Genomic DNA, 24,170 nt, shown 5'->3' on the forward strand with positions numbered 1-24,170 from the left:
GCGCCGGGCTTCGTCCCGGCCGCCTGTTTCACATGACCTCCGGCAAATTTTCGCGACGCGCTGCGATGTTCCCGTGACATTTGCGCTTCGCCGAAAAGCGCGCGATCTTTTCGTTGCGGCGGAAACGAAACAGGAGGCCATTGATGAATCGCGCAATCTTCGTGTGGCTGCATCGCTGGGCGGGTCTCACGATGGCGGCTTTTCTGATCGTCGTCGGGCTGACCGGCAGCATGCTCGCTTTTCTTCCAGAGCTCGATCATTTCTTCGCGCCGGAAGTTCACCCCGGACGCCACGCCGGCGTCGAGCTCGAGCCAGCGACGCTGCTGCGCCGCGCCGAGGCGATCGCGCCGCAAGCGCGCGTGAACACCGTCTATCTCGGCGAGGAAGGCGTCGCGCAGATCGGCGTCGACGCCCGCCCCGGCGAGCCGCCGCTCTCTTTCGACAGTCTCTCGCTCGATCGCGTCACCGGAGAGGAGCTCGGCGACCGCTTCAAATGGAACGGCCTGCCGACGTCGCGCGCCGGCATAATGCCCTTCGTCTACAGCCTGCATTACGAGCTGGCGATGGGCCGCGTGGGCGCATGGATTCTCGGCATTGTCGCGCTCGTCTGGACGATCGATTGCTTCGTCGCCTTCTATCTCACCCTGCCGCCGCCGAGCCGCGCCAATGCGCGCTCCTATCTCGCACGCTGGAAGCCCGCCTGGCTCGTGAAGACCCGCAGCTCCGCCTATCGCCTCAATTTCGATCTGCATCGCGCCGGCGGCTTGTGGATGTGGGGCGCTCTGCTGATCTTCGCCTGGTCCAGCGTCTATATGGATCTCAATAGCGTCTACATGCGCGTGACGAGCTTGTTCTTCCATTATGAGCAGCCGATCTGGGCCGCGACGCCCGACGTCGCTCCGCCCGCAGACAAGACGCCGCTCGGCTGGGAAATCGCGCAGACGACAGGCGCCCGGCTGATGAACGAACGCGCCGCCGCCGATGGCTTTTCCGTCGGGCCGGTGACGGCCTTCTATCTGTTGCGCGAGAAAGGCGTGTTCGAATATCGCGCGCATTCGTCTCGCGACGTCGGCGACAGGCATGGCGCCACCTCCGTCTTCTTCGACGCCTATACGGGCGAGCTGCGCCGCCTCGATCTGCCGACCGGCCAGCACTCCGGCAATACGATCACCGCTTGGCTCGTCGCTCTGCATATGGCGAGCGTGTTCGGCCTTCCCTATCGCATCTTCGTCTGCGCGCTCGGCCTCGTCATCGCCATGCTGTCCGTCACCGGCGTCTATATTTGGTGGAAGAAGCGCGCGGCGCGCAAAGCGCATTCGGCCGCGCATGCATTTTCAGAAATGTCTCGCGAAAGTAACACGACAGGTTGGTGAAAGATTCGTCGATGAATTTGGTCGTTCGATTGCAGTCGAAAGCGAGTGCGTTATAAGAGAGCGGCATGCTGCGCCGGGGTGAGTTTTGCTCTGTTCAGCAGCGCGTTTCGCCGTGAGGTTCATGTGAGGTTTCATCCTGACGCATATTCTCGGGCGACGCACGCAGAGCGTCGCCCGACGAGCGTAGATCCCTTGTTTTTGCTTGATCGGAGCGAGAGGCGAGACACGCTGTCCAGCGTGCTTTCTTCCTATCGTCTGCGTCGAAGCCTACGCGACATAGCGATGATCTCTGTCTTCGCTCTGCCCGCGCCCGCTCTTTGCGAGGAGGCGACGGAGGAAGCGAGCGTCGGCGTCGCGCAAATGCGACCGGGAGAAAAAAAGGAGAAGGACGACGCTCCGAAGGCGAAGAGTCTCGGCAAGGATGTCGCCGGCGTCTTCGTCAATGCGTCGGTCGCCGATTCCGGCTATTCGCCGGGCTTCGTGATGCGCGGCTTTCCCGGCGGGCTCACCCTGTTCGACGGCGCCGCGCATGGCTTCAGCGCGCAGGACGTCAATCTCTCGACCATCGATCACGTCGAATTCTATAAAGGCCCCTCCGCCATGCTGTTCGGCAAGGCGCTCGGCGGCTATGGCGGCTCGGCGAATTACATTCGCAAGGCGCCGACGACGGACACTTTCGCGCGAGGAACGGCGACGATCGGCGCATATGACGTCTATCGCACGACCTTCGACGTGAATACGCCGCTGAACGACGCCAACACGCTGCTGTTTCGCATGACGGGCTTCGCGCAGAGCGCCGGCAGCTTCGTGGATTATGTGCGCTCGCGCGGCTTTCTCATCGCGCCGTCGGCGGCGCTCATCCTCGACAATGGCGACAAGGCGACATTGCGCGCGGAATATCACGCCGCGCGTTTCGTCTATCGCGACGGCGTCCCCGCCGCGCCGATCTTTCTGCACGCGCCGCGCTCCTTCTACGCCGGCGCGCCGGTCTATGAGCACGAAAATCCGAATTCGGCGGATTTCACCTTCACCTATGAGCACGCCTTCGACTCCGATTGGTCGCTCACATCGGTCGTCGATTATTCGCTGAACGGCAGCACATACGGCTGGTTTCTCGGTTGGGGCTATGACGGCCTCCATTCGGTGACGCTCGGGCGCCCGGTGCAAACGCATCAGGCGTCGCGAAATTTCGATGCGCAATTGCGGCTGAACGGACGCTTCACGACGGGCGATGTCGGGCACAGCGTCTTTCTCGGCCTCGAGCATTGGGATTATTTCTACGGCCATGACGAAAAATTCGCGCGCGATCCGCTGCCGGACATCGACATAGGCGCGCCCGCCTATCCGCTCGGCGTCGATTATTCCGGCGCGCAATGGGCCAATGGCGCAGCGCGCGCATGGAGCCGCTCCGTCTATGCGCAGGATCTCGTCGATCTCTCGCCGCAATGGCGCATTCTGCTCGGCGGCCGCTATGATCTCCTGGCGCAACGCGAGACCGTCTTCGATCCGTTCGGCGCGCTCTCTGGAACCTCCTCCTCCACGCTGGGCAAAGGAACGCGCGGCTATTTCAGCCCGCGCGGCGGCCTATTGTTTCGGCCAGACGAAAAAACGCATTTCTTCGTCGCATACGGCCGCTCGCTCATTCCCAACATATCCGTGCGCGTGAGAGGCGGCGATGCGCCGCCGCCGCAGCAGGACACGCAATATGAGATCGGCTTCGAGCGGCGCTTTCCCGAATATAAAGCGCGTTTCGAAGTCGGCCTGTTCGATGTGACGCGCGATCATGTCGCCATCACCGATCCGGCCGCTCCCAGCGGATTTTACGCCCTCGTCACCGGACGGCAGCACAGCCATGGCGTGGAATTCAACCTCTCGGGCGAAATTCTCCCCGGCCTTCAGGCGAGCGGCGCGGCCACATTTCTGCACGCCGTCGTCGCCAAGGACTCCAATGTCCCCTCGCAAGCGGGCAGCGATCTCCTCGGCGCCCCGCGCCGCGTCTTCAGCGTCAGCCTCGACTACAAGCCGGAATGGGATGCGCTGCGCGGATTGGAGCTGGGCGTGAGCTATTATTACGCCAGCGCGGCGGAGGCGACGCTGCCCAATGTCTATGGCTTCACCCTCGCGCCGCAGCAGATGCTCGGCGCCTCGCTCGGCTATCGTTTCGACGAGCATTGGAAGCTCGATGTGAGCGCCAGCAATCTCACCGATCGGCCGAATTTCACATCCAGCGGCGCGCTCTATCGCGGCGAGCCGCGCTCTATTTCGGCGACATTGTCGTTCAAATATTGAACGCTCACCCGCGCAGCGTCGCGCCGATCAGCACGAGGCAAGGCCCTTCGAGCGTCTCCTGCGCGACGCGCTGCGGCAGATCGCCGATCGTGCCGGCGATGATGCGCTGCTGCGGCGTGCTGGCGCGCTCGATGAGAAAGGCCGGCGTCCCAGGGTCCATGCCTTCCTCGAGCAGGCGCTTCGACAGAGCGGGAAGCGTGCGATTGCCCATATAGACCGCTGTCGTGGCGCGGCGGTCGGCGAGCGCGCGCCAATCTATGTCCTCGGGGAATTTGCCGTCGCTCGTATGCGCGGTGACGAATTGCACGCGGCGCGCCGTGTCGCGATTGGTGAGCGAGACTTCGAGCGCCGCCGCCGCGGCCAGCGCCGCCGTCACGCCGGGCACGATCTCCGCCTCGAGGCCGGCGGCGCGAATGGCGTGGATCTCCTCATTGGCGCGGCCGAAGATCATCGGATCGCCGCCCTTGAGGCGCACGACATTCTTGCCTTCCTTGGCGAGCTTCACCAAGAGAGCGGTGATCTCCTCCTGCTTCACCGAAGGCGCATAGCCGCGCTTGCCGACATTGATGCGCACCGCCTCGCGCCGCGCGAGATCGAGCACGGCGGCGGGCACCAGATCGTCGAAGAGAACGACATCGGCGCCGACGAGCGCGCGCAATCCTTTCAGCGTCAGCAGCTCCGGGTCGCCCGGCCCGGCGCCGACCAGAGTGACGCGGCCGCGCGTGGAAGCTTCATCGGCGCGGCGCGTCTCCTCGAGCAGTGCGTCGAGGTCGCTGTCCTGCGGCGCATGCTCGACGCGCGCAAAGGCTTCGCGGGTGAATCGGCGCCAGAAATCACGGCGCGCGAAAAAATCGAGGCCCGAGGCCATCACGCGCGGACGCCAGGCGCGCGCCGCTCTGGTCCAGGCGGAGAAGCTCGACGGAATCAGCGTCTCGACACGGGCGCGCACGGCCTGGGCGAAGGCCGGCGCCGCGCCGCTGGTGGAGACGCCGATGACCAGCGGCGAGCGATTGACGATGGCGCCCATCAGAAAATCGCTGAGCGCCGGCCGATCGGTGAGATTGACGGGAACGCCCTGCGCTTTCGCGGCGTCGCGAAAGGCCTGCGCCTCGGCGTCGTCCTCGATGACGGCGAGCGCCATGGCCGCGCCGGCGAGATCTTCCGCGCGCCAGCCGCGCTCATGCAGCGTGAGGCGCGCGCGCGCGGCGGCGACGGCCTGCAGGCGCGGCGATGGAGACGCTGCGAAGACATCGACCAAGGCCCCCGCCGCGGCGGCGAGGTCCGCCTTCCAGGCCGCGCCATCCGAGCCGCCGGCGACGACCACGCGCCGCCCCTCCAGCGCGTAGAACACCGGCAGGGTCGCGAGCTCCTGCATCAGCTCGGCTGGGACTTCGTCTGGCTTGCGCGTCAACTCGGCTCTCTCTCCATACGGTCACGAGGGGATTTAGCCCCTATCCGGCAAAAGAAAAAGCGGCCCGCGAGGGCCGCTTTCGCCAACCGAACGAAAGGTTCGGATTACTTCTTCTTGCCGTCGGCGCCGAACTGGCTGAGATAGGCCCAGACATTGTCCTGGTCCGCCTCGGACGGCAGGCCCGGGAACACCATCTTGGTGCCGGCGACCTTGGCCTTCGGATTCTTGACGAACTCCTTGAAGACGGCCTCGTCCCAGGTGATGCCGGCGCCCTTCAGCGCGTCGGAATAGGTGTAGCCCTCGACCGAGGCGGCCTTGCGGCCGTTGATGCCGTTGAGCTCGGGAGCCACGGCGTTCTTCGCCGTCTCGCCGACCTGATGGCAGGCCTTGCACTTGTTGAAGACCTTCTCGCCCGCCGCGGGATCGCCGGCGGCGATCGCCTGGCCGGCCATGGCGGTGAAAACGACGCCCGCAGCGAGCGCCAGTCTGGTCACAGATTTCATCCTCGTTCCTTTCCTCGAAGCGTCGTCCCCTGGGAACCGACTATCTTGGTTTTGCCGGCCCGGGCGTGACGCCAGCGCCGATCGTTCATCCCGCGGCCGGGAAACTATATCGGAGCGCTATTGGTGACAATATGCTCGCCCGCCTGAACGGGGCCTGAAATGTCGTTAGGTAACGCGGCGCAGCGTCAGATTGATGCGTCCGCCCTCGGCGAACAGCGGCGACGCGAGCTTGGGAGCGAACTCCGGCAGCAAGCGATCGACGCCATGAAAGCGCAGCCGCGCCGGGCCGCCCAGCGTCAGCACGTCGCCCGACGACAGAACGAAGCCGCGCGACGAATCGGAGCGCTTCACGCCACCGAGGCGAAATCGGCAATCGGCGCCGAGAGAAATGGAGAGAATCGGCGCCGAAAAATCAGCTTCGTCGCGATCCTGATGCGCGCCCATCTTCGCTTCGCGCCCATAGTAATTCACCAGGCAGGCCTGCGGCGGCTGCGGATGCTCGGCGAGCGCCGCCCAGGCGTCGAGCAGCATTTGCGGCATGGGCGGCCAGGGCTCGCCGGTTTCGGGATGGCGCGCCTCATAACGATAGCCGCGCGCCTGATCGCTGAGCCAGCCCAGCGGGCCGCAATTGGTCATACGCACGGAGAAGGGCTGTCCGGTGCGCGGCATGGTCGGCGTGAACAGAGGCGCGCAAGCGACGATCCGCTCCAGCTCGCGCAGCAGAACGAGCTGCGCCGCCTCGTCGAAATAGCCGCGATAGAGGCGAACGCCGGGCTCCATCTCGGACGTGATCGCTCCATCCGGCGCGGAGCGGCCGCGCATCACCGATCTAGCACTTCCTTGGTCGCGACGGTCGAATCGGAATTGAGCCGGTAAACGATCGGCATGCCGGTGGCGATCTCGAGCGAGGACACCGATTCGGGCGTCAGCCGGTCGAGCACCATAGCCAGAGCGCGCAGCGAATTGCCATGGGCGGCGACCAGCACACGCTCGCCCCGCAGGGCGCGCGGCAGGATCTCCTGGCAATAGAAGGGCAGCACACGCGCCACCGTATCCTTCAGGCTCTCGCCGCCGGGCGGCGCGACGTCATAGGAGCGCCGCCACAGCCGCACCTGCTCCTCACCCCATTGCTGGCGCGCCTCGTCCTTGTTGAGGCCGGAGAGGTCGCCGTAATGCCGCTCATTGAGCGCGCGGCTGCGGATGACGGGCACATCTCTCTGCCCGAGCTCATGAAAGGTGAGATCGAGCGTGTGCTGAGCGCGCAGCAACAGCGAGGTGAAGCCGATATTGAAGCGAAGATCGATGCGCTTCAGCTCCCGACCGGCTCGCCGCGCCTCTTCTATGCCCTTGGGCGTCAGATCGGGATTCTTCCAGCCCGTGAAGAGATTTTTGGCGTTCCACTCGCTTTCGCCATGGCGGAGGAGGACGAGTATACGGTCCATGCGGGCTATGTCCCTCGAATCGAACGATGCGGCGCGCGATCAGGCGCCGGCGAGGCCGAGCACATCGGCCATAGAATAGAGGCCGGCCGGCCGGCCTCGCGTCCAAACTGCAGCGGCGATCGCGCCGCGCGCGAAAATGCCGCGATCCTCGGCGCGATGCGCGAGCTCTATGCGCTCCCCCGCCCCGGCGAAAATAACCGAATGCTCGCCGACCACCGTGCCGCCGCGCAGCGAGGCGAAGCCTATGTCGCCCTCCCGGCGCGCGCCGGTGAGGCCGTCGCGGGCGCGGGCGCTATGCTCGGCGAGCGCGATCTCGCGCCCCCGCGCCGCCGCCTCGCCCAAAAGCAGCGCCGTGCCGGAGGGCGCGTCCACCTTCATGCGGTGGTGCATCTCGACGATCTCAATGTCCCAGGCGGAGCCGAGCGCCTTAGCGGCGCGCTCCACCAGAACGGCGAGAAGATTGACGCCGAGGCTCATATTGCCGGAGCGCACCACAGGAATGCGTTCGGCCGCAACGGCGAGAGTGGCGAGGTCCTCGTCCGAAAATCCGGTGGTGCCGATGACATGGGCGACGCCAGCCGCCGCCGCGAGCCCGGCCAGCGCCACAGTCGTCGCGGGCGTCGAAAAATCAATGGCCACATCGGCCGTCGCCAAAGTGGCCGCCGCATCTGCGGAAAGGCGCACGCCATTGGCGGGGCGCCCCGCCAGCAGGCCGGCGTCCTCTCCGAGGACTGGCGAATCGGCCGCTACGACCGCGCCGGTCAGCGCGACGCCTTTCGTCTCGCCGGCGGCGGCGATCAGCATCCGGCCCATGCGGCCGGCGGCGCCGACGACGACCAGCCGCACATCGCTCATGACGCTCGCCCCCTTTTGAATCCACGCGGCCTCACTCGAGCCGGCGGCCAGTCTATACAGCCCCGATGCGCGAATGAGAAGGGGAGCCGCCCCACCCGATCGGGCGGCTATTTGCCTTTCGGGCGGAAGGCGGCGACGCGCGCCGGATCGGTCTCTATATAGGCCGCTCCGATGAGGTCGAGACAATAGGGCACGGCCGGCATCACGGCGTCGAGACAGAGCTCGATTGCGGCCGGCTTTCCGGGCAGGTTGATGACGAGGCATTTGCCGCGATGCGCGGCCAATTGCCGCGACAATATCGCCGTCGGCGTCTGCGCCAGCGACACTTTGCGCATCAGCTCGCCGAAGCCCGGCAATTCGCGCGGCGCGGCGGCGAGCGTCGCCTCCGGCGTCAGATCGCGCGGCGACGGCCCCGTTCCGCCCGTGGTGACGACGAGATCGCAGCCGATATTGTCGGCGAGTTCGATGAGCGTGTCGCGCACGCTCTCGAAGCCGTCGGGGATGAGGCGCCGCTCTATGCGGAACGGCGTGGTCAGCACCTTCTCGAAATAGGCGGCGATGGCCGGTCCGCTGATGTCCTCATAGACGCCGGCGCTGGCGCGGTCGGAGGCGGTGACGACGCCGATGACGGCTTGCTGTCTCTCAGTCATGCGCTGCACAATAGCGGGTCCGAGGCGCGAGACAACCGAAAGCTCCGTCGGCGACGACGAAGCCGGTTCTCGCATCGAAAGTGATGAAATCGAAATAAGGAGCGCGCCGTCGCCTTGCGAACGCGCCGCTTCGTGGCTGACTTTTCGAGTGTCGAATGAGATCGTCGTCAGCGCATTGCGCGGCGCCGAAACGCGGCCACTGTCTGAAATTCATACACGTAGCGGCGCGAGATATTCGCGCGGCGCATTCGATCGAAAACCGACCGAACGCCATTCGGCGGACGCCTCCTGGGCGCGCGAAATATCGCGCGCCCGGCGGCGTCACGATCGCGAATGCGGGAGCTGCTCCCGGCAGGATTCGCGTCGATCCGGAAGGATCACTCCTTCACCGAAGCCGGCTCGCAGCCGCACTTCTGATAGCAGGCGTCCTTGTCGGACTTGGCCTTCTCGATCGACGCCGGGGTCGAGGAGAAGCGATTCTTGATGGAGATATATTCGAAGTAGCACTTGTCGACGCAGACGCCCTTCGCATCTTCATCCTTGGTGTCGCAGCCGGCGAAAACCGGGCCGACCATGCCGAGCGACAGAGCAGCAGCCGTCACAATGGCGCGAATGTTCATTTGCCGTTTCCCTCTTTTGGACGTTGGAACATTAGTCCCTTATTTTGTTACAGGGCGCATCGTCCCGCGGGGCAAATAGGCTGTTTTCGCTGCGCCTGTCAATGTAATTGACATTTCGGTGTCGCGTGGAAAGCGTCTCGGGAAAAGCCTTGCTGCAACGCAAAAGGAGCTTTTCCCGAGGGTCGCCGAAAAAATCGCCCGCTCGCCTCACTCGGCGACGTAGATTTGCGCGCCCTTCTCCAAGAACTCGGCGCTCTTTTCCGCAAAGCCCTTCTCCCGCTCGGCGATGGCGGCGGCCTCCTCGCGCAGATCGCGCGTGATCTGCATGGAGCAGAATTTCGGCCCGCACATGGAGCAGAAATGCGCGACCTTATGCGCCTCCTTGGGCAGCGTCTCGTCGTGATAGCGGCGCGCCGTGTCGGGATCGAGTCCAATGTCGAACTGATCCTCCCAACGGAAATCGAAACGCGCCCGGCTCATGGCGTTGTCGCGTTCCTGCGCCGCGGGATGGCCCTTGGCGAGATCGGCCGCATGCGCTGCAATGCGATAAGTGATGACGCCGGTCTTCACATCCTCGCGATCGGGCAGGCCGAGATGCTCCTTGGGCGTCACATAGCAGAGCATGGCCGTGCCGAACCAGCCGATCATCGCGGCGCCGATGGCGGAAGTGATGTGATCATAGCCGGGCGCTATGTCGGTGACGAGCGGCCCGAGCGTGTAGAAGGGCGCCTCGCCGCAATCGCGCAGCTGCTTTTCCATATTCACTTTGATCTTGTGCATCGGCACATGGCCGGGGCCTTCGATCATCACCTGACAGCCCTTGTCCCAGGCGATCTTGGTCAATTCGCCCAGCGTCTCCAGCTCGGCGAATTGCGCCGCGTCATTGGCGTCGGCGATGCAGCCCGGACGCAATCCGTCGCCGAGCGAGAAGGAGACGTCATAGCGGCGCATGATGTCGCAGATCTCGTCGAAGCGCTCATAGAGGAAGCTCTCCGAATGTCGCGAGAGGCACCAGCGCGCCATGATCGAGCCGCCGCGCGAGACGATGCCGGTGACGCGATCCGCTGTGAGCGGCACATGGGCGAGGCGCACGCCGGCGTGAATGGTGAAGTAATCGACGCCCTGCTCCGCCTGCTCGATCAGCGTGTCCTTGAACACTTCCCAATCGAGCTTGGTGGCGTCGCCGCCCACCTTCTCCAGCGCCTGATAGATCGGCACTGTGCCGATCGGCACGGGCGCGTTGCGAATGATCCAGTCGCGGATGTTATGGATATTGCGGCCGGTGGAGAGATCCATCACCGTATCGGCGCCCCAGCGGATCGCCCACACCATCTTCTCCACCTCCTCGGCGACCGAGGAGGTGATGGCCGAATTGCCGATATTGGCGTTGACCTTCACCAGGAAATTGCGGCCGATGATCATCGGCTCGGCTTCCGGATGATTGATATTGGCGGGAATGATGGCGCGCCCGCGGGCGATCTCCTCGCGCACGAACTCCGGCGTCACGAAAGCCGGAAGCGCGGCGCCGAAGCCCTCCCCCGCCTCGATCCGCTCCCCCGCCTGCGCGAAGGCGCGCTCGCGGCAGAGATTCTCGCGATGCGCGACATAGATCATCTCCTCGGTGACAATTCCGGCGCGCGCGAATTCGAGCTGCGTCACCGGCGCCGAGCCGGCGGCGCGGCGAATGGCGCGCGGCGCGGGACAGGGCGGAACCAGCCGATCCTCGCCGACGAAGCCATTGTCCTCCGGCTTCACCGCGCGGCCGTCATAGGCCTCGAGCCCGGCGCGGCCGTCGAGCCAGCGCCGCGCCGCCGGCAGGCCGGCCGAAAGATCGGGCGCGAAATCGCCACAGCTATAAGGGCCGGAGGGATCATAGACGCGCAGAGGCGCGTCGCCGGCGGAGGGGTGAAGCGCGATCTCGCGGACGGGAACGCGAATGTCCTCGCGGCCGCGCGGCGCGGAATAGAGCTTGCGCGAGGCGCCGATCGGTCCGGTGGTCACGCTCTGGGGCGTCGTCGGGCGCTTGTCCTGCACGTTCATCGTCGCGCTCCATTGGTTCGGATGGATGGGCAGCGGGCGATGAAGTCGGGCGCGCCGTCCCGAAAGATCGGGCGACGCGTCCTGCTGGCCTTCCCTCGCGCCGGCATTACCCGGATCAGGTTCGATGGGTGCTTCTCAGCCGCTCCTCTCGGAGAGGCGCCCCTCGCCATGCCGTGATTTTATCCGTGGCCTCGGATCGCGGCAAGCCCGGCCGGCCGGGCCGGTCCCGAAAAAGCGGGGACTGATTTTTCGAGCGAAACCTGGACTCGCCGCTCGGCAGAAACCGCTGTTGCAAAAACGTGACAGGATCGGAAATATCGACCAGAGCCCGGGCGACGACGCTGTCGCACGCCGCCCGCTCTGATAGATTCTCGGGCAATAGTGAGTCGTAAGGTGCGAACGCCGCCGGGTTGCCGAGTGCTTCTAAATGGCGTGTGAACGGCGACCGATCTGGGCGGGGCAATAGATAATGAACGGATTTTACTGGCGTAATCTGGCCTCGGCGGCTGCGCTCACCGTCGCTTTGACGGCTCCGTCGCTGGCGGCGGACGGCTATTTTCTGATCGGCTATGGCCCGCGTCAGAAGGCGCTGGGGGGCGCCGGCGTCGCCGATTCGCGGGACGCCATGTCGCTGTCGGTCAATCCGGCCGGCCTCGTCGATCTCGAGCGCCAGATGCAGCTCGGCCTGACCGCCCTTCTGCCGGAGCGCGGCTATTCGACCGACGGCCTGCCCAAGGTGCTCGCGCCGGGCGACGTCCGCAGCGGGCGGCCGATCTTCCCCGTGCCGCATGACGCCTATGCCTCGCCGCTCGACGCCGACTCGGCCTGGGGCACGGCGTCCTACGCCAATGGCGGCATCAACACCTCTTTCGACTTCGGCCATTACCATTCGCCGCTCGGCGGGCCATTCGGCGGCGGCTATGCGGGCGTCGATCTCGAGCAGGCCTTCACCAGCATCGGCTATGCGCGCAAGTTCGGCGCGCTGTCGCTCGGCGTCGCGCCGACGATCGCGGTGCAGACCATCAATCTGCAGGGGCTGAAGACCTTCGCGCCCTATTCCTCCGACATGTATCGCCTGTCCGACAATGGATATGACTGGTCGTTCGGCGGCGGCGTGCGGCTCGGCCTGCAGTGGCGGGTGACGGATCAGTTCCGCATCGGCGTCGCAGGCTCGACGCCCATGTTCATGACCCGCTTCGGCAAATATTCGGGCCTCTTCGCCGACCATGGCAGCTTCGATATTCCGGCCAATATCACCGCCGGCCTCGCCTATGATCTGACGCCCGATCTGACCGTCATGGCCGACTGGCGCCACATCTTCTATTCGGGCGTATCGACCGTGAGCAATGCGAGCTTCCCGGTGCTGCTCCGCTCGCTCGGTTCGTCCGGCGGCCCCGGCTTCGGCTGGAAGGACACTGATTCGGCCTCGTTCGGCGTCGAGTGGCGCATGCAGCCGGGCCTCGCGCTGCGCGCCGGCTATCATTATGTGACCAATCCGATCCCGACCAATTCGGTGACGCTCAACATTCTCGCGCCGATCATCAACGCGCATCACGTCAGCGGCGGTCTCAGCTACGCCGTCACCAAGAATTCGACGCTCGACCTCGCCGTCGTCTACGCTTTCAAGAACAATGTGCGCGGCCCCGAGGCGCTGCCGCAGACGGCGGCGACGCCATTCGGCGCCTATAACCCCGCCGCCAATGTCAATATCTGGCTGCGCGGACTCGAGATTACTGTGGGCTGGAGCTATAAATTCGACCTCGGCGACAATTCGCTGATCCCGACCCATCTCTGACGCCATTCGCGTGAGGCGAGCCTCCGGGCTCGCCCGCGAAAAGCAAAGGCCGCGGCCCGCCAGACGGCGGCCGCGGCCTTTTCGCTTTTTTCAGCCCGGCCTTTTCACATTTCTCAGCCGATGACGATCTTCGGCGGGGCGCGGAGCGATTGAGTCTCCAGCAGGGTCTTCACCTTGGCGGCGAGCTCCTTGTAGATCGCCGCATGCGGGCCTTCCGGCGCGGAGGCGACGACCGGCGTGCCGGCGTCCGAGGTCTGGCGAATGGTGAGATCGAGCGGCACCTCGCCGAGGAAGGGCACGCCCAGCGCCTCGGCGTCCTTCCGCGCGCCGCCATGGGAGAAGATGTCGGTGCGGCCGCCGCAATGCGGGCAGAGGAAATAGCTCATATTCTCGATGATGCCGAGAATGGGCGTCGAGACCTTCTGGAACATGGCCACGCCGCGGCGCGCGTCGATCAGCGCCAGATCCTGCGGCGTCGAGACGACGACCGCGCCGGCGAGCGGCACCTGCTGCGCCATGGTCAGCTGCGCGTCGCCGGTGCCGGGCGGCATGTCGACGACGAGCGCGTCCAGCTCGCCCCAGGCGACCTCGCCCAGCATCTGGCCGAGCGCCTGCGCCACCATCGGCCCGCGCCAGACCATGGGCACATCCTCCTCGACGAGAAAGCCGATGGACATGATCTTGATCCCATAGGCCTCGAGCGGGATCATCTTATTGCCGACGACCTCAGGCTTGCCGCTGAGGCCGAACAGGCGCGGCGCCGAAGGGCCGTAGATATCCGCGTCGAGCAGGCCGACGCGCCAGCCCTGCGCCGCGAGGCCGAGCGCCAGATTGGCGGAGGTTGTCGATTTTCCGACGCCGCCTTTGCCCGAGGAAACCGCGACGATATATTTGATCTTCTCGAGCGCGGCGATGGTCTTGCGCTGCGGCGCCTGACCCGGAGGCGGCGCGGCGGGCGCCGGCGCCCTCTCCGCGGTCAAAGTCACGATCGCCGCCTCTATCCCCGGCACGGTCTTCACGGCGCCCTCCACGGCGACGCGCAGCACCTCGAGCTCCTTGGCCCGCGCCGGATCGCCGGTGAGCGAGACGAAGGCCTTGGCCCCCGACACATTGACTCCGCTGACGAGGCCGGCCGCGACAATCGATTTGCCGTCCGGACCGGCGACGCTCTCCAGCGCTTTCAAGACTGATGCTTCATCGGCCACTGTCTTCGCCCTTTCGCACGAACCCGCATCCGACGCCCTCACGAGGAGGGCGTCTTTTTGGAAGCGTTCTACGCAATCGGTATGCCGATATTCGGCCGATGCGTCTACGGGCTCGCGCGAAGGAGCGTCACGCCCGCTGCTTCTGAACGAGAGCGTTGCGGATGAGGCCGACGATGGCCGTGACGATGGCGCCCGAAACGCCGCCGCCGACGAGCTGTCCGGCGAAAACGGCGATATCGAAGCCATTGCCCGCCGCCCCGGCCAGCGCCGGAATGAGCGAGGTGAGGATGGAGCCGCCGCCCGCGCCGCCGAGCGCGCCGATGATGGCGTTAGCGATGGGGCCGAGATCGAAACTCTTATTGGCCTTAGCGACGCCTGAGCCGCCGGCCGCGCCGGCAAAGAGCTGGATGATGAGATTGATGAGCGTCTCGGACATGGGCTGCGCCTTTCGCTGACGGTTTACGACCGTAACGAACTCGCGCGTGACGACGAATTATCAACCCTGCCGACGCTGAGAGCGACGCTTGCCCGCATCGCGGGCGCCCGAAAGCCGTGAGCGCGGGCGCCGGCTTGCGGCGCCGTAACGGAACTTCGAAAGAAGATTGGTCGGAGTGGCGGGATTCGAACCCACGACCCCTTGTCCCCCAGACAAGTGCGCTAACCGGGCTGCGCTACACTCCGATGGTCGCCCTTATAGAGGCCGGCGAAGCCGCTGGCAACGCATGACAGCGCAGAAGTAGCGAGGAATTCACCGCCGCGTCAGCTCCAGCATGCGCCGGCATTCGGCGAGATCGGCCAGAGCCTGCCGCAGCAGCCGCTCATCCTGCGGGCGCAGGCCGGCGGCCGGCGCCTCGGAAAGGCGCACGGCGGGCAGCGTCAGCATGGGCGGCGGCTCGCGCGCGGCCAGCGCGACCAGAGAGGTGGAGGCTCTCGGCGCTTCCTCCTCATCGATTTCCGACGCGTGAAAGGCGGATGGCGGCTTCGCCCGCGTCGGCGATTCGCCATAAGAGAAGAGCGGAGCCTCGGCCGCGTGCGGCTCGGGCTCGTCGAAATCGGCGCGCTCCGGCCCGGCGCCGCCGCGGGCGCTCTCGATCACCGCGCGCACGCCCTGCTCGCGCAACAGGCGCTGCACGCCTTTGATCGTATAGCCGCGGCCATAGAGCAAATGGCGAATCGCCGCGACCAGCTCGACGTCGCGCGGCCGATAGTAGCGCCGTCCGCCGGCGCGCTTGACGGGCTCGATCTCGGAAAATCGCGTCTCCCAAAAGCGCAGCACATGCGGCGGAAGGTCGAGGCTCTCCGCGACCTCGCCGATCGTGCGGAAGGCGCCATCGGTCTTGGCGGTCAAAATCTGCGCTCCGCTCCCTGCCCGCGCGACGATTCGCGCGCTTCTATTTTCCTCCCTGACGTGGCGTTTTTCAGCCGGAAAATTCTCGCCCTCGGCGTTTCGGTCCCGCGGCCCCGTGGACAAGGGCGCGCGGCTCCCCTTAATTGGCATGCGAGAGCCTCTCACATCGAGCCGCCCCATGACCGACTGGATCCAATTTCCCGCTCCCACGCCCGCCATCGTCGCGCCGCCGAGCGAGGAGAGCGCGACCGATGTGCGCCTGTGGCTGCTCGTCATAGCGGCGCTCGTCTTCGCCATGGTGGTGGTGGGCGGCGCGACGCGGCTCACCGAATCGGGCCTCTCCATTACCGAATGGAAGCCGATAACGGGCGTTCTTCCACCGCTCTCCGAGGCGCAATGGACAGCCGCCTTCGAGGATTACAAAAAAATCCCGCAGTATCGCGAGATGTTCCCCAACATGGACCTCGCGCAGTTCAAGACGATCTTCGCCTGGGAGTGGAGCCATCGTCTGCTCGGCCGTATCATCGGCTTCGCTTTCGCCGTTCCGCTCGCCTGGTTCTGGCTGCGTGGACGGCTGCCGAAAAGCGTGAAGCCGAAGCTCATCGGAATATTGGCGCTGGGCGCGCTGCAGGGCGGCGTCGGCTGGTGGATGGTGTCCTCCGGCCTCGTCAACCGCGTCGAGGTGGCGCAGGAGCGGCTCGCCATTCATCTGCTGCTCGCGGCCTTCATCTTCTCCGCATGTCTGTGGGTCGCGGGCGGGCTCGGCTATGGGACGCGCATCATCGTCGCGAGCGGGCGCCGACGGCTCTCGTTTTTCGCAACGCTGCTGCTCATTCTCGTGCTCGTGCAGATCGGCGCGGGCGCGCTGGTCGCCGGGCTGCGCGCCGGCTACGCCTACAACACTTGGCCGCTGATGGACGATAGCTTCGTTCCGCCCTCGGACGAGCTGCTGCGGCTCTCGCCCTGGTGGAGCAATCTCGTCGATAATGTCGCGCTGGTGCAATTCGATCATCGCATGATCGCGTATGTATTGCTCGCGCTGTCACTGTTTCATCTCATCGACGCGGCCGGCACGGCGGGCGGCCGCGCGGCGCGTGGCGCCGGGCTTTTGTTCGGCCATGTGAGCGCGCAAGTCGTGCTCGGCATAACGACGCTTCTGCTCGTCGTGCCGCTGTGGGCCGGCCTCGCGCATCAGGCGCTGGCGATGGGCGTGCTGGCTGTAGCGACGCTGCATGCGCGTCGTCTGCACACGGCCGAGGCCCCGGCAGACGACGACTGACGTCGAACATTCAAAACCGCGCCTATCGCTCGGCGCGGTCGAATGAAGTCAGCTCACGCTCTCCGACAGCATCAGCGACAGATTCTGCACGGCGGCGCCGGACGCGCCTTTGCCGAGATTGTCGAGCCGAGCGACGAGCAGCGCATGGCGGCTCTCCTCGCGCGCGAAGACGAAAATTTCGAGATCATTGGTTCCGCTCGAGGCGAGCGGATCGAGCCGGCCGGACTTCGGCGCCGGCATGACGCGCACATAAGTCGCGCCCGCATAGTGCCGCGCCAACGCCGCCTCGAGATCCACAGCGCGAGGCCTCGCAGCGAGAGACTCGAGCGCGAGCGGAATCGAGACCAGCATTCCTTGATGAAAATTGCCGACCGAGGGCACGAACAGAGGCGGCGCGGCGAGCCGCGAATAGGCGGCGATCTCCGGCAAATGCTTGTGCTCGAGCGTGAGGCCGTAGAGCTCGAAGGCCGGCGCCTCGCCTTTCTCATAGGCGGCGATCATCTGCTTGCCGCCGCCGGAATAGCCGGAGACGGCGTTGATCGTCAGCGCATCCTGCGCGGCGATCAGCCCTGCGTCGACGAGCGGGCGCAGCAGCGCGATCGCGCCCGTGGCGTAGCAGCCGGGATTGGCGACGCGACGCGCCTTGCGAATGGCCTCCGCCTGGCCGCGCGCGAGCTCGGGAAAACCATAGGTCCAGCCGGGCGCGACGCGATGCGCGGTGGAGGCGTCGAGAATGCGCGGGCCGGCCTCGCCCAATTCATCGGCGAGCGCCACCGTCTCCTTGGCCGCGGCGTCCGGCAGGCAGAGAATGGCGACATCGACGCGCGCGAGAATGTCGCGCTTGGCGGAGACTTCCTTGCGCAGCTCCGGCGCGATGGAGACGAGCTCCAGATTCTTCGCATCCGCGAGCTTCTCGCGGATCTCGAGGCCCGTGGTGCCGCTGTCGCCGTCGATGAAGATTTTCGCCATTGGTCTTGGTTCCGATTCCCGTGAGACAAATAAAAAGGGCGGCTCGCGCCGCCCTTTGTCGCCCGTATCGCCGATCGAGAGATAATCAGCGCTTCGAGAACTGGAAGCTGCGGCGGGCTTTGCGCTTGCCGTATTTCTTACGCTCGACCACGCGCGAGTCGCGGGTCAAGAAGCCCTCGCGCTTCAGCGCGCTGCGGAGCTCGGGCTCATAATGGGTGAGCGCCTTTGCAAGACCATGACGCACCGCGCCGGCCTGGCCGGAGAGGCCGCCGCCGGCAACCGTGACGACGAGATCGTATTGGTCGACGCGATTGGCGACGCCGAGCGGCTGCTGCAGGATCATGCGCAGCACCGGACGCGCGAAATAGACGGCGACGTCGCGGCCGTTGACGGTGATCTTGCCCGTGCCGGGCTTGATCCACACGCGGGCGACGGCGTTCTTGCGCTTGCCGGTGGCGTAGGCGCGGCCGTATTTGTCGAGCTTCTGCTCATATTTCGGCGCGTCGGAAGCTGCTGCGACCGTCGCCTGATTGAGCTCGGAGAGAGAGGAAAGCGTGGTCTCGGCCATGGTCAGGCGCTCTTAGCGTTCTTGCCGTTGCGGGCATTCTTGGGATTGAGGGCGGCGACGTCCAGCGGCTCGGGAGTCTGAGCGACATGCGGATGTTCCGGCCCCTTGTAGACGCGCAGATTGCCGAGCTGCTTGCGGCCGAGCGGGCCGCGCGGCAGCATGCGCTGCACCGCCTTCTCGACGATGCGCTCCGGGAAGCGGCCCTCGAGGATGAACTTGGCCGAGCGCTCCTTGATGCCGCCCGGGAAGCCCGTGTGGTGATAATAGACCTTCTGGTCGCGCTTGCGGCCGGTGAGGATCACCTTGTCGGCGTTCACGACGATAATGTTGTCGCCGTCGTCGACATGGGGGGTGAAGGTCGCCTTGTGCTTGCCGCGCAGACGCAGCGCGATGAGGCTGGCGAGGCGGCCGACGACGAGGCCCTTGGCGTCGATCAGCACCCATTTCTTCTGCACTTCGGCGGGCTTCGCCGAATAGGTCTTGCCAAACATGGGAGAGCTATTTCCGTTCTTTTCGGGTCCACGCCCGTGGGATCGCTGCGTGATAAGCGACCGCGCCGCCCCTGTCAAACGGAATCGGGCGCCCATGAGCGCCCAAAAGCCTGCATTTCCCGGCGATAGACCGCATAGGTATTATCATACCTGCGATCTCACGGCATGACGATGGGCTTGCCGCGCGGGAATTTGGCGATGGTCGCCTCGTCTATGTTGAGATGCTGGGCGACCATGGCCGGCGGCGTATGGGTGAGCCAGTCGGTGAGCGATACGTCGCGGAAATGCGCGGCGCGGAACACCTCGAGAAATTGCAGCTCCGTATCGCCGACATTCTGCACGTAATGCCCATGGGCGCGCTTCACATAGCCGATGTCGCCGGCGTGGAAATCCTGCGTCACCGCCTTCGGTCCGGCGTCGAAGAGCGTCATGCGGCCATGGCCTTTGATCCAATATTGCCATTCGTCGCCATTGGGATGCCAATGCATCTCGCGCAGCGCGCCCGGCGCGAGCGTGACCAGCGCCGCCGCTATGGTGGAGGAGACCTTGAAATTGTCGCTGTCGGCGACGCGCACCTCGCCGCCTTTGGTCTTCTTGGCGGCGGCGCTGCCTTTCAGCGAGAATGTATAGGGATAGGGCGGCGCCCCCTCCCCTTGCGCCGAGGAGGCCTGATCCGCGGCCAAGGGACCAGGGACCTCGCCCTGGAAAATATAGAGCTGATTGAGCGGGATATTGGCGAAGGTCTCGGCCGGGAGGCCGAAATTGGCGGCGAGAATCTCCGGCGGCGTGTGGGCGATCCAGTCGGTCACGAGCAAGGTGTTGTATTCGGTCGCCTTGCCGTCGTCGAAACAGAGCAGGAACTCGCAGCCGTCCGGCCCCAGCCCCTGCAGCGAATGCGGCTGGCCGGCGGGGAAATACCAAATGTCCCCTTCCTTCACATCGGAGACATAGGCGCGGCCCTGATCGTCGAGCACGGTGATGCGGCAGGAGCCATAGGAGACATAGCCCCATTCGGCGGCGAGGTGCCAATGCATCTCCCTTATCCCGCCGGCCGTCAGCCGCATATCGACGCCGGAAATCTCCTCGGCGATGGAGAAATCATATTGCGTCACCTGCCGCGCCCAGCCGCCGTTTTGCACGCGCTTCGGCGCATTGTTGAAGGAGGCCCAGAACATGGGCATGTCGCTGACGTCGGTGGGCGGCGGAAACTGAGCCGAAGGAAACTGCCCGCCGATCGCCTCGCTGCGCGGGCCGGGATCGGTGAGACTGGCCTTGTTCTGCGCATTGATCGCGCCCTGGGGCGGAAGATCGGGATTGCCGAAGGAGGGGATCGGGCGGCGCGCGGCGGTCTCGCGCTTCGATGCAGTGGCCATTTGCTTCTTTCTCCGGGGGAAAAGGGAAGGCGACCGCTTCTGTCAGATTGCGCCGACAGCGCGAGGGTCAACGGCGCGGTGAAAAACGCGGCGATCGCTAAAATCCGAGCGTTCAAATTGGCGGGCGGGCAAAAAGGCCTCGCGCATTCTCGGCCTCGATGGCGAGGGACGCCGCGGCGGCGGGCTGCGGCGCTCCACGCCGGCTTCGGGGGGTCGCGTGGCCTATTTCCTCATTCGCGTCTTGAGTCCGCTCGCTCTGGCGCTCATCGTCTTCAGCGCCTCGGCCGCGCGCGCGGAGGTTCCGCGCGCGAGCTTCGTCGTCACCGGCGAGCCGACCTCCATTCCCTATGGCTGGATGGATTTTTGCGGCCGCCAACCGCAGGAATGCCGACAGACGGTCCTGCCCGCCGCCGATCTCGATCTCTCGCGCGAAGCCTGGGCGCGGCTGAACGAGATCAATCGCGCGGTGAACGCCGCGATCCAGCCGCTCTCCAATCTCGAGCATTGGGGCACGATGGCCGATCATTGGGATTATCCCATCGACGGCAAGGGCGACTGCAAGATCTACGCGCTGCAAAAGCGCCGGCTGCTGATGGAGCTGGGCTTTCCGCGCCAGGCGCTGCTGATGACGATCGTGCGCGACAGGAACGACCAGGGCCATGCGATTCTGACAGCGCGCACCAATCGCGGCGATTTCATCCTCGACAATCTCACCGACGAGCTGAAGCCCTGGGACGCGACCGGCTATCGCTTCGTGAAGCGCCAGTCGCAGCAAGACCCGAATGTGTGGGTGACGATAGAGACGCGGCGGCGCATCGGCGCGCGATAACGACCGCAAATTCCCTCTCCCGCGAGTGGGAGAAGGAGACTCGCCTCTTTTTTCAAGGACTCTTATTTCGGCTACTGCTCCTAGCGTATAGTCCCCCTGCGCCTCTCAGCGCATCGACGCAATCGGAGCCCGATTCTTTGACCACCCCTCCCCGCCGACTGGTGACGCCCGAAAAACGCGACGACGATCCGGACGCCTCGCTGCGTCCGCTCTCGCTCGGCGATTTCACCGGCCAGGAGGCGGCGCGCAAGAATCTCAAAATCTTCATCGAGGCGGCCAAGACGCGCGGCGAGGCGCTCGATCATGTGCTGCTCGTCGGTCCGCCCGGCCTCGGCAAGACGACCATGGCGCAGATCGTCGCCCGCGAGCTGGGGGTCAATTTCCGCTCCACCTCCGGCCCGGTCATCGCCAAAGCCGGCGATCTCGCGGCGCAGCTCACCAATCTCGAGCCGCGCGACGTTCTCTTCATCGACGAGATCCATCGCCTCAATCCGGCGGTGGAGGAAATCCTCTATCCGGCCATGGAGGATTTCCAGCTCGATCTCATCATCGGCGAAGGCCCGGCGGCGCGCTCGGTGAAGATCGATCTCGCCAAATTCACCCTCGTCGGCGCGACGACGCGCGCCGGCCTGCTGACGACGCCGCTGCGCGATCGCTTCGGCATTCCGATCCGGCTCAATTTCTACACGGCGGAAGAATTGGAGCTGATCGTGCGGCGCGGCGCGCGCGTGCTCGGCGTCTCCATGAGCGAGGATGGCGCGCGCGAGATCGCGCGGCGCTCGCGCGGCACGCCGCGCATCGCCGGCCGGCTGCTGCGCCGCGTGCGCGATTTCGCCATCGTCGAGAATGCGGGACAAATCACGCGCGAGCTCGCCGACCGCTCGCTGGCTCTGCTCGAGGTCGACAGCATAGGGCTCGATGTGATGGACCGCCGCTATTTGGAAATGGTGGCCGTCAATTTCGGCGGCGGCCCGGTGGGGATAGAGACGATCGCCGCCGCCCTCTCCGAGCCGCGCGACGCGATCGAGGACATTATCGAGCCCTTCCTGCTGCAGCAGGGTTTCTTGCAGCGCACGCCGCGCGGCCGGCTGCTGACGCCGCACGCCTTCCGCCATCTCGGCCTCGCCGAGCCGTCGCGCCCGGCGGCGCAATTCGGAATGTTCGACGAAGAGGAAGATTGAGCGAGGGCCGCTTCCCCAAGCTCTCAATCACTCACTCACGCACGGCCGCCGCATCGAAATCCAACAGCTCGTTCGTATAAGTCTCGCGCACTTCCGAGACCGGCTTGCCGTCGCCGCCATGCACGATGGCGCGATGCTCGAACAGCGCGTGCGGCGGATCGAGGTCCGCCTTCTTCGGCCGCTCCCGCATGATCGCCTCGCGCGTCTCGCCTTCCCAGCCCGGAGGCAGCGGCGACCATCGCATCTCCGCCGAGAATGTGCGGCGGAACGGCCGCAGCGGCGCGATCACCTTGCCGAAGGGCGCGTCGCTCGTCTCCAGCGCGCGATTCATCTCCGGCGTCAGCCGCGAGGGCACATACCAATTGTCGGCCTCGGAAAGCGTATGCGCGCCGCAGCGAAGAGCGACGCGGCGATATTTCACGGGCTCGTCCGCGCCGACCGCCAGCCGCTCGCGCTGCTCGGCGCTCGGCTCGGCGACGGCGCCCGACGCGACGCGCGCGACGATCTTCGGCTCCGCGGCCATGTGATGGTCGGCGCACCATTTCTCCAGCACCAATGTGGCGCTGCGGCCGGCGAGCAACTCGGCGTTCAGCGTCTCGACCAGCGCCAGCGCCTCGAGACGGCCGACGAAATCATCCGGCCAGGGCGCGCGCGCCAATGCCGGCGCCGCCGACAGAAAAGCGAGCCCCGCGAAAGCCGCTCGTCTCATCCTCGCTCGCATCACAGCGCTCCTCCGCCCGGTCTCGATGTGAATAGCGCAAGCAGCCGCCCCTGTCCCGCGTCGCAGACGGCGGCGATTTCGCGGCGGCCGTGTCGCTGCGTGGCGACTCTGTGACGCTTCGAAGGTATTCCGGCGAAGTCCGTGTTTTTGCTTACTGCCAAGCTTGTGAACCGCAATGCCCTCGCATAGTCCTAGTCACGAACGAGACAAGAGGACGCGATGAAGAACGTCGAATATCGTCTTTTCGCGGCTGCCCTTTGCTTGGCGGCTGCGCCACTATCCTCCTCCACCGCGGAAGCCGGCGTCACCCAGCAGGCGAAATTCTCCGCCGCCGCGCGGCTCGAGCCGACGAAAGTGCTGGTGCTCGGCTCCGAGCGCCGCGCCAACGCCGACCAATACGCCGCGCGTCAAAAGCTCGACGCCGGCTCGCTGAAGCAGTCGCACGCAGCTTCCGGACTCATCCAATGCGGACGCGCGCATGGCGCCGGGCAGCTGACGCTCTCCAACAATGTCATCACCACTGCGGCGCATGTCTTCTTCGACGAGCGCGGCGCCAAGCGCGCGCGCGTCTGCCAATTCGTCACCGAGGTGGATGGCAAGAAGCGTCGCATAGCGGTTGATATGTCGTCGATCGTCGCCGGCTCCGCCAAGCCCTACGCCGTCAAGGCGATCAATGATTGGGCGGTGGCGCGGCTCGCGCAGCCGCTCGACGATGTGAAGCCCTATGAGCTCGCCGATCAGCTCGCCGTCGAGCAGACGGTGGAGTTCGTCTCGCGCGGCCATTCCGATTGGCGCGACGCCGAGACAATGTCCTTCGAGGCCTGCCGCCTGCGCGCGCAGACCAATCAGCTGAAGGGCGGCGCGCGCGAGTTCGCTTTCGATTGCGGCACTGGCGACGGCGCCTCCGGCGGCGCGGTTCTCGCGGGCGAGCAGCGCGCCAAGCTCGGCGCCATTCTGGTCGGCTGGCGCAGCAATGATCCCTCGCACATCGGGCCTTATTCGACGTCGAATTACAATTTCGTCGTCTCGGTCGAAGGCGCCTTCCGCGAGGCGGTGCTCGCCGCCGCCGGCAATGGAACGCCGCCCGCCACCGCCAGCGCGACGCCCGCCGGCGAGAAGGCCGAGGGCGACAAGGCTGCGGACAGCGAGCAGCGCCGCTCCGCCGGCCGCGACTGACAGCAAAGGGATTTGCGAGCCTGAAGGCTCGCGGTCCAGGGCGCGGGTCGGA

General features: G+C 65.7%; 23 protein-coding genes, 1 tRNA gene and 1 riboswitch. Of the genes, 7 read left to right on the forward strand and 17 right to left on the reverse strand.

Annotated elements, in window-relative coordinates; translation table 11 throughout:
- Positions 1 to 143 precede the first annotated feature (143 nt).
- Positions 144 to 1,373 carry a PepSY-associated TM helix domain-containing protein gene (locus METLW3_RS0114135; RefSeq protein ID WP_024880543.1) on the forward strand — a complete coding sequence of 410 codons (1,230 nt, stop codon included), beginning with the start codon at positions 144 to 146 and terminating at the stop codon, positions 1,371 to 1,373.
- A 282-nt stretch (positions 1,374 to 1,655) separates the two neighbouring features.
- Positions 1,656 to 3,662 carry a TonB-dependent receptor gene (locus METLW3_RS0114140; protein ID WP_024880544.1) on the forward strand — a complete coding sequence of 669 codons (2,007 nt, stop codon included), beginning with the start codon at positions 1,656 to 1,658 and terminating at the stop codon, positions 3,660 to 3,662.
- 4 nt (positions 3,663 to 3,666) lie between these two features.
- Here the strand turns inward: METLW3_RS0114140 and cysG are convergent, their stop codons facing one another.
- The 8 genes from cysG to thiC form a co-directional block, all read right to left on the reverse strand.
- Positions 3,667 to 5,073 carry a siroheme synthase CysG gene (cysG, locus tag METLW3_RS0114145; protein ID WP_024880545.1) on the reverse strand — a complete coding sequence of 469 codons (1,407 nt, stop codon included), beginning with the start codon at positions 5,071 to 5,073 and terminating at the stop codon, positions 3,667 to 3,669.
- Between the two features lie 104 nt (positions 5,074 to 5,177).
- Positions 5,178 to 5,576: a cytochrome c-554 gene (locus tag METLW3_RS0114150; RefSeq protein WP_024880546.1), complete on the reverse strand. Its 399-nt coding sequence runs from the start codon at positions 5,574 to 5,576 to the stop codon at positions 5,178 to 5,180.
- Positions 5,577 to 5,741: 165 nt separating this feature from the next.
- Complete coding sequence (locus METLW3_RS0114155) at positions 5,742 to 6,398, reverse strand: alpha-ketoglutarate-dependent dioxygenase AlkB (RefSeq protein ID WP_051465430.1); 657 nt, start codon at positions 6,396 to 6,398, stop codon at positions 5,742 to 5,744.
- Positions 6,398 to 7,018, reverse strand: coding sequence for a 2,3-bisphosphoglycerate-dependent phosphoglycerate mutase (locus METLW3_RS0114160; protein ID WP_024880548.1), 621 nt, complete (start codon positions 7,016 to 7,018; stop codon positions 6,398 to 6,400). Before METLW3_RS0114160 ends, METLW3_RS0114155 begins: the two co-directional genes overlap by 1 nt.
- Before the next feature lie 39 nt (positions 7,019 to 7,057).
- Complete coding sequence (gene dapB / locus METLW3_RS0114165; RefSeq protein ID WP_024880549.1) at positions 7,058 to 7,873, reverse strand: 4-hydroxy-tetrahydrodipicolinate reductase; 816 nt, start codon at positions 7,871 to 7,873, stop codon at positions 7,058 to 7,060.
- 107 nt (positions 7,874 to 7,980) lie between these two features.
- Positions 7,981 to 8,523: a molybdopterin adenylyltransferase gene (gene mog / locus METLW3_RS0114170; protein WP_024880550.1), complete on the reverse strand. Its 543-nt coding sequence runs from the start codon at positions 8,521 to 8,523 to the stop codon at positions 7,981 to 7,983.
- Positions 8,524 to 8,900: 377 nt separating this feature from the next.
- A complete protein-coding gene (locus tag METLW3_RS0114180; protein ID WP_036308939.1) occupies positions 8,901 to 9,143 on the reverse strand; it encodes a hypothetical protein in 243 nt (80 codons plus the stop codon).
- 207 nt (positions 9,144 to 9,350) lie between these two features.
- Entirely contained in the window at positions 9,351 to 11,183 is a 1,833-nt protein-coding gene (gene thiC, locus METLW3_RS0114185; protein ID WP_024880553.1) for a phosphomethylpyrimidine synthase ThiC, read from the reverse strand.
- A gap of 73 nt (positions 11,184 to 11,256) precedes the next feature.
- Positions 11,257 to 11,357, reverse strand: a riboswitch (TPP riboswitch).
- A 295-nt stretch (positions 11,358 to 11,652) separates the two neighbouring features.
- On the opposite strand from thiC, the gene METLW3_RS0114195 reads away from it, so the two are divergent.
- A complete protein-coding gene (locus METLW3_RS0114195) occupies positions 11,653 to 12,978 on the forward strand; it encodes an outer membrane protein transport protein (RefSeq protein ID WP_024880554.1) in 1,326 nt (441 codons plus the stop codon).
- A gap of 113 nt (positions 12,979 to 13,091) precedes the next feature.
- On the opposite strand, the gene METLW3_RS0114200 is transcribed toward METLW3_RS0114195, so the two are convergent.
- From METLW3_RS0114200 to METLW3_RS0114215, 4 genes are all read right to left on the reverse strand, one after another.
- Positions 13,092 to 14,183, reverse strand: a complete 1,092-nt coding sequence (locus tag METLW3_RS0114200; RefSeq protein ID WP_024880555.1) for an Mrp/NBP35 family ATP-binding protein — start codon at positions 14,181 to 14,183, stop codon at positions 13,092 to 13,094.
- 127 nt (positions 14,184 to 14,310) lie between these two features.
- Positions 14,311 to 14,619: a hypothetical protein gene (locus tag METLW3_RS0114205; protein WP_024880556.1), complete on the reverse strand. Its 309-nt coding sequence runs from the start codon at positions 14,617 to 14,619 to the stop codon at positions 14,311 to 14,313.
- Positions 14,620 to 14,786: 167 nt separating this feature from the next.
- A tRNA-Pro gene (locus METLW3_RS0114210) sits at positions 14,787 to 14,864 on the reverse strand.
- A 67-nt stretch (positions 14,865 to 14,931) separates the two neighbouring features.
- Positions 14,932 to 15,531: a MerR family transcriptional regulator gene (locus tag METLW3_RS0114215; RefSeq protein WP_024880557.1), complete on the reverse strand. Its 600-nt coding sequence runs from the start codon at positions 15,529 to 15,531 to the stop codon at positions 14,932 to 14,934.
- A 178-nt stretch (positions 15,532 to 15,709) separates the two neighbouring features.
- Here METLW3_RS0114215 and METLW3_RS0114220 point away from each other — a divergent pair, with 178 nt between their 5' ends.
- Complete coding sequence (locus tag METLW3_RS0114220; RefSeq protein ID WP_024880558.1) at positions 15,710 to 16,810, forward strand: COX15/CtaA family protein; 1,101 nt, start codon at positions 15,710 to 15,712, stop codon at positions 16,808 to 16,810.
- A gap of 48 nt (positions 16,811 to 16,858) precedes the next feature.
- Here the strand turns inward: METLW3_RS0114220 and argC are convergent, their stop codons facing one another.
- The 4 genes from argC to METLW3_RS0114240 all read right to left on the reverse strand — a co-directional run bounded on the left by argC (position 16,859) and on the right by METLW3_RS0114240 (position 20,211).
- A complete protein-coding gene (gene argC, locus METLW3_RS0114225; RefSeq protein ID WP_024880559.1) occupies positions 16,859 to 17,779 on the reverse strand; it encodes an N-acetyl-gamma-glutamyl-phosphate reductase in 921 nt (306 codons plus the stop codon).
- 85 nt (positions 17,780 to 17,864) lie between these two features.
- On the reverse strand, positions 17,865 to 18,347 hold the full coding sequence (gene rpsI / locus METLW3_RS0114230) for a 30S ribosomal protein S9 (RefSeq protein ID WP_024880560.1): 483 nt from the start codon (positions 18,345 to 18,347) through the stop codon (positions 17,865 to 17,867).
- 2 nt (positions 18,348 to 18,349) lie between these two features.
- Complete coding sequence (rplM, locus tag METLW3_RS0114235; RefSeq protein WP_024880561.1) at positions 18,350 to 18,838, reverse strand: 50S ribosomal protein L13; 489 nt, start codon at positions 18,836 to 18,838, stop codon at positions 18,350 to 18,352.
- Between the two features lie 158 nt (positions 18,839 to 18,996).
- On the reverse strand, positions 18,997 to 20,211 hold the full coding sequence (locus METLW3_RS0114240) for a cupin domain-containing protein (protein WP_024880562.1): 1,215 nt from the start codon (positions 20,209 to 20,211) through the stop codon (positions 18,997 to 18,999).
- Positions 20,212 to 20,428: 217 nt separating this feature from the next.
- On the opposite strand from METLW3_RS0114240, the gene METLW3_RS0114245 reads away from it, so the two are divergent.
- A complete protein-coding gene (locus tag METLW3_RS0114245; RefSeq protein WP_024880563.1) occupies positions 20,429 to 21,040 on the forward strand; it encodes a transglutaminase-like cysteine peptidase in 612 nt (203 codons plus the stop codon).
- 137 nt (positions 21,041 to 21,177) lie between these two features.
- Positions 21,178 to 22,221 (forward strand): Holliday junction branch migration DNA helicase RuvB, encoded by a 1,044-nt coding sequence (gene ruvB / locus METLW3_RS0114250; RefSeq protein ID WP_026599026.1) that lies wholly within the window; start codon positions 21,178 to 21,180, stop codon positions 22,219 to 22,221.
- Between the two features lie 31 nt (positions 22,222 to 22,252).
- Here the strand turns inward: ruvB and METLW3_RS0114255 are convergent, their stop codons facing one another.
- A complete protein-coding gene (locus METLW3_RS0114255; protein ID WP_245267338.1) occupies positions 22,253 to 22,930 on the reverse strand; it encodes a hypothetical protein in 678 nt (225 codons plus the stop codon).
- 231 nt (positions 22,931 to 23,161) lie between these two features.
- Here METLW3_RS0114255 and METLW3_RS0114260 point away from each other — a divergent pair, with 231 nt between their 5' ends.
- Positions 23,162 to 24,118 carry a trypsin-like peptidase domain-containing protein gene (locus METLW3_RS0114260; protein ID WP_024880566.1) on the forward strand — a complete coding sequence of 319 codons (957 nt, stop codon included), beginning with the start codon at positions 23,162 to 23,164 and terminating at the stop codon, positions 24,116 to 24,118.
- The last annotated feature ends 52 nt before the right edge of the window (positions 24,119 to 24,170 follow it).

It is taken from the genome of Methylosinus sp. LW3 (assembly GCF_000527115.1).
Lineage (GTDB): Bacteria > Pseudomonadota > Alphaproteobacteria > Rhizobiales > Beijerinckiaceae > Methylosinus.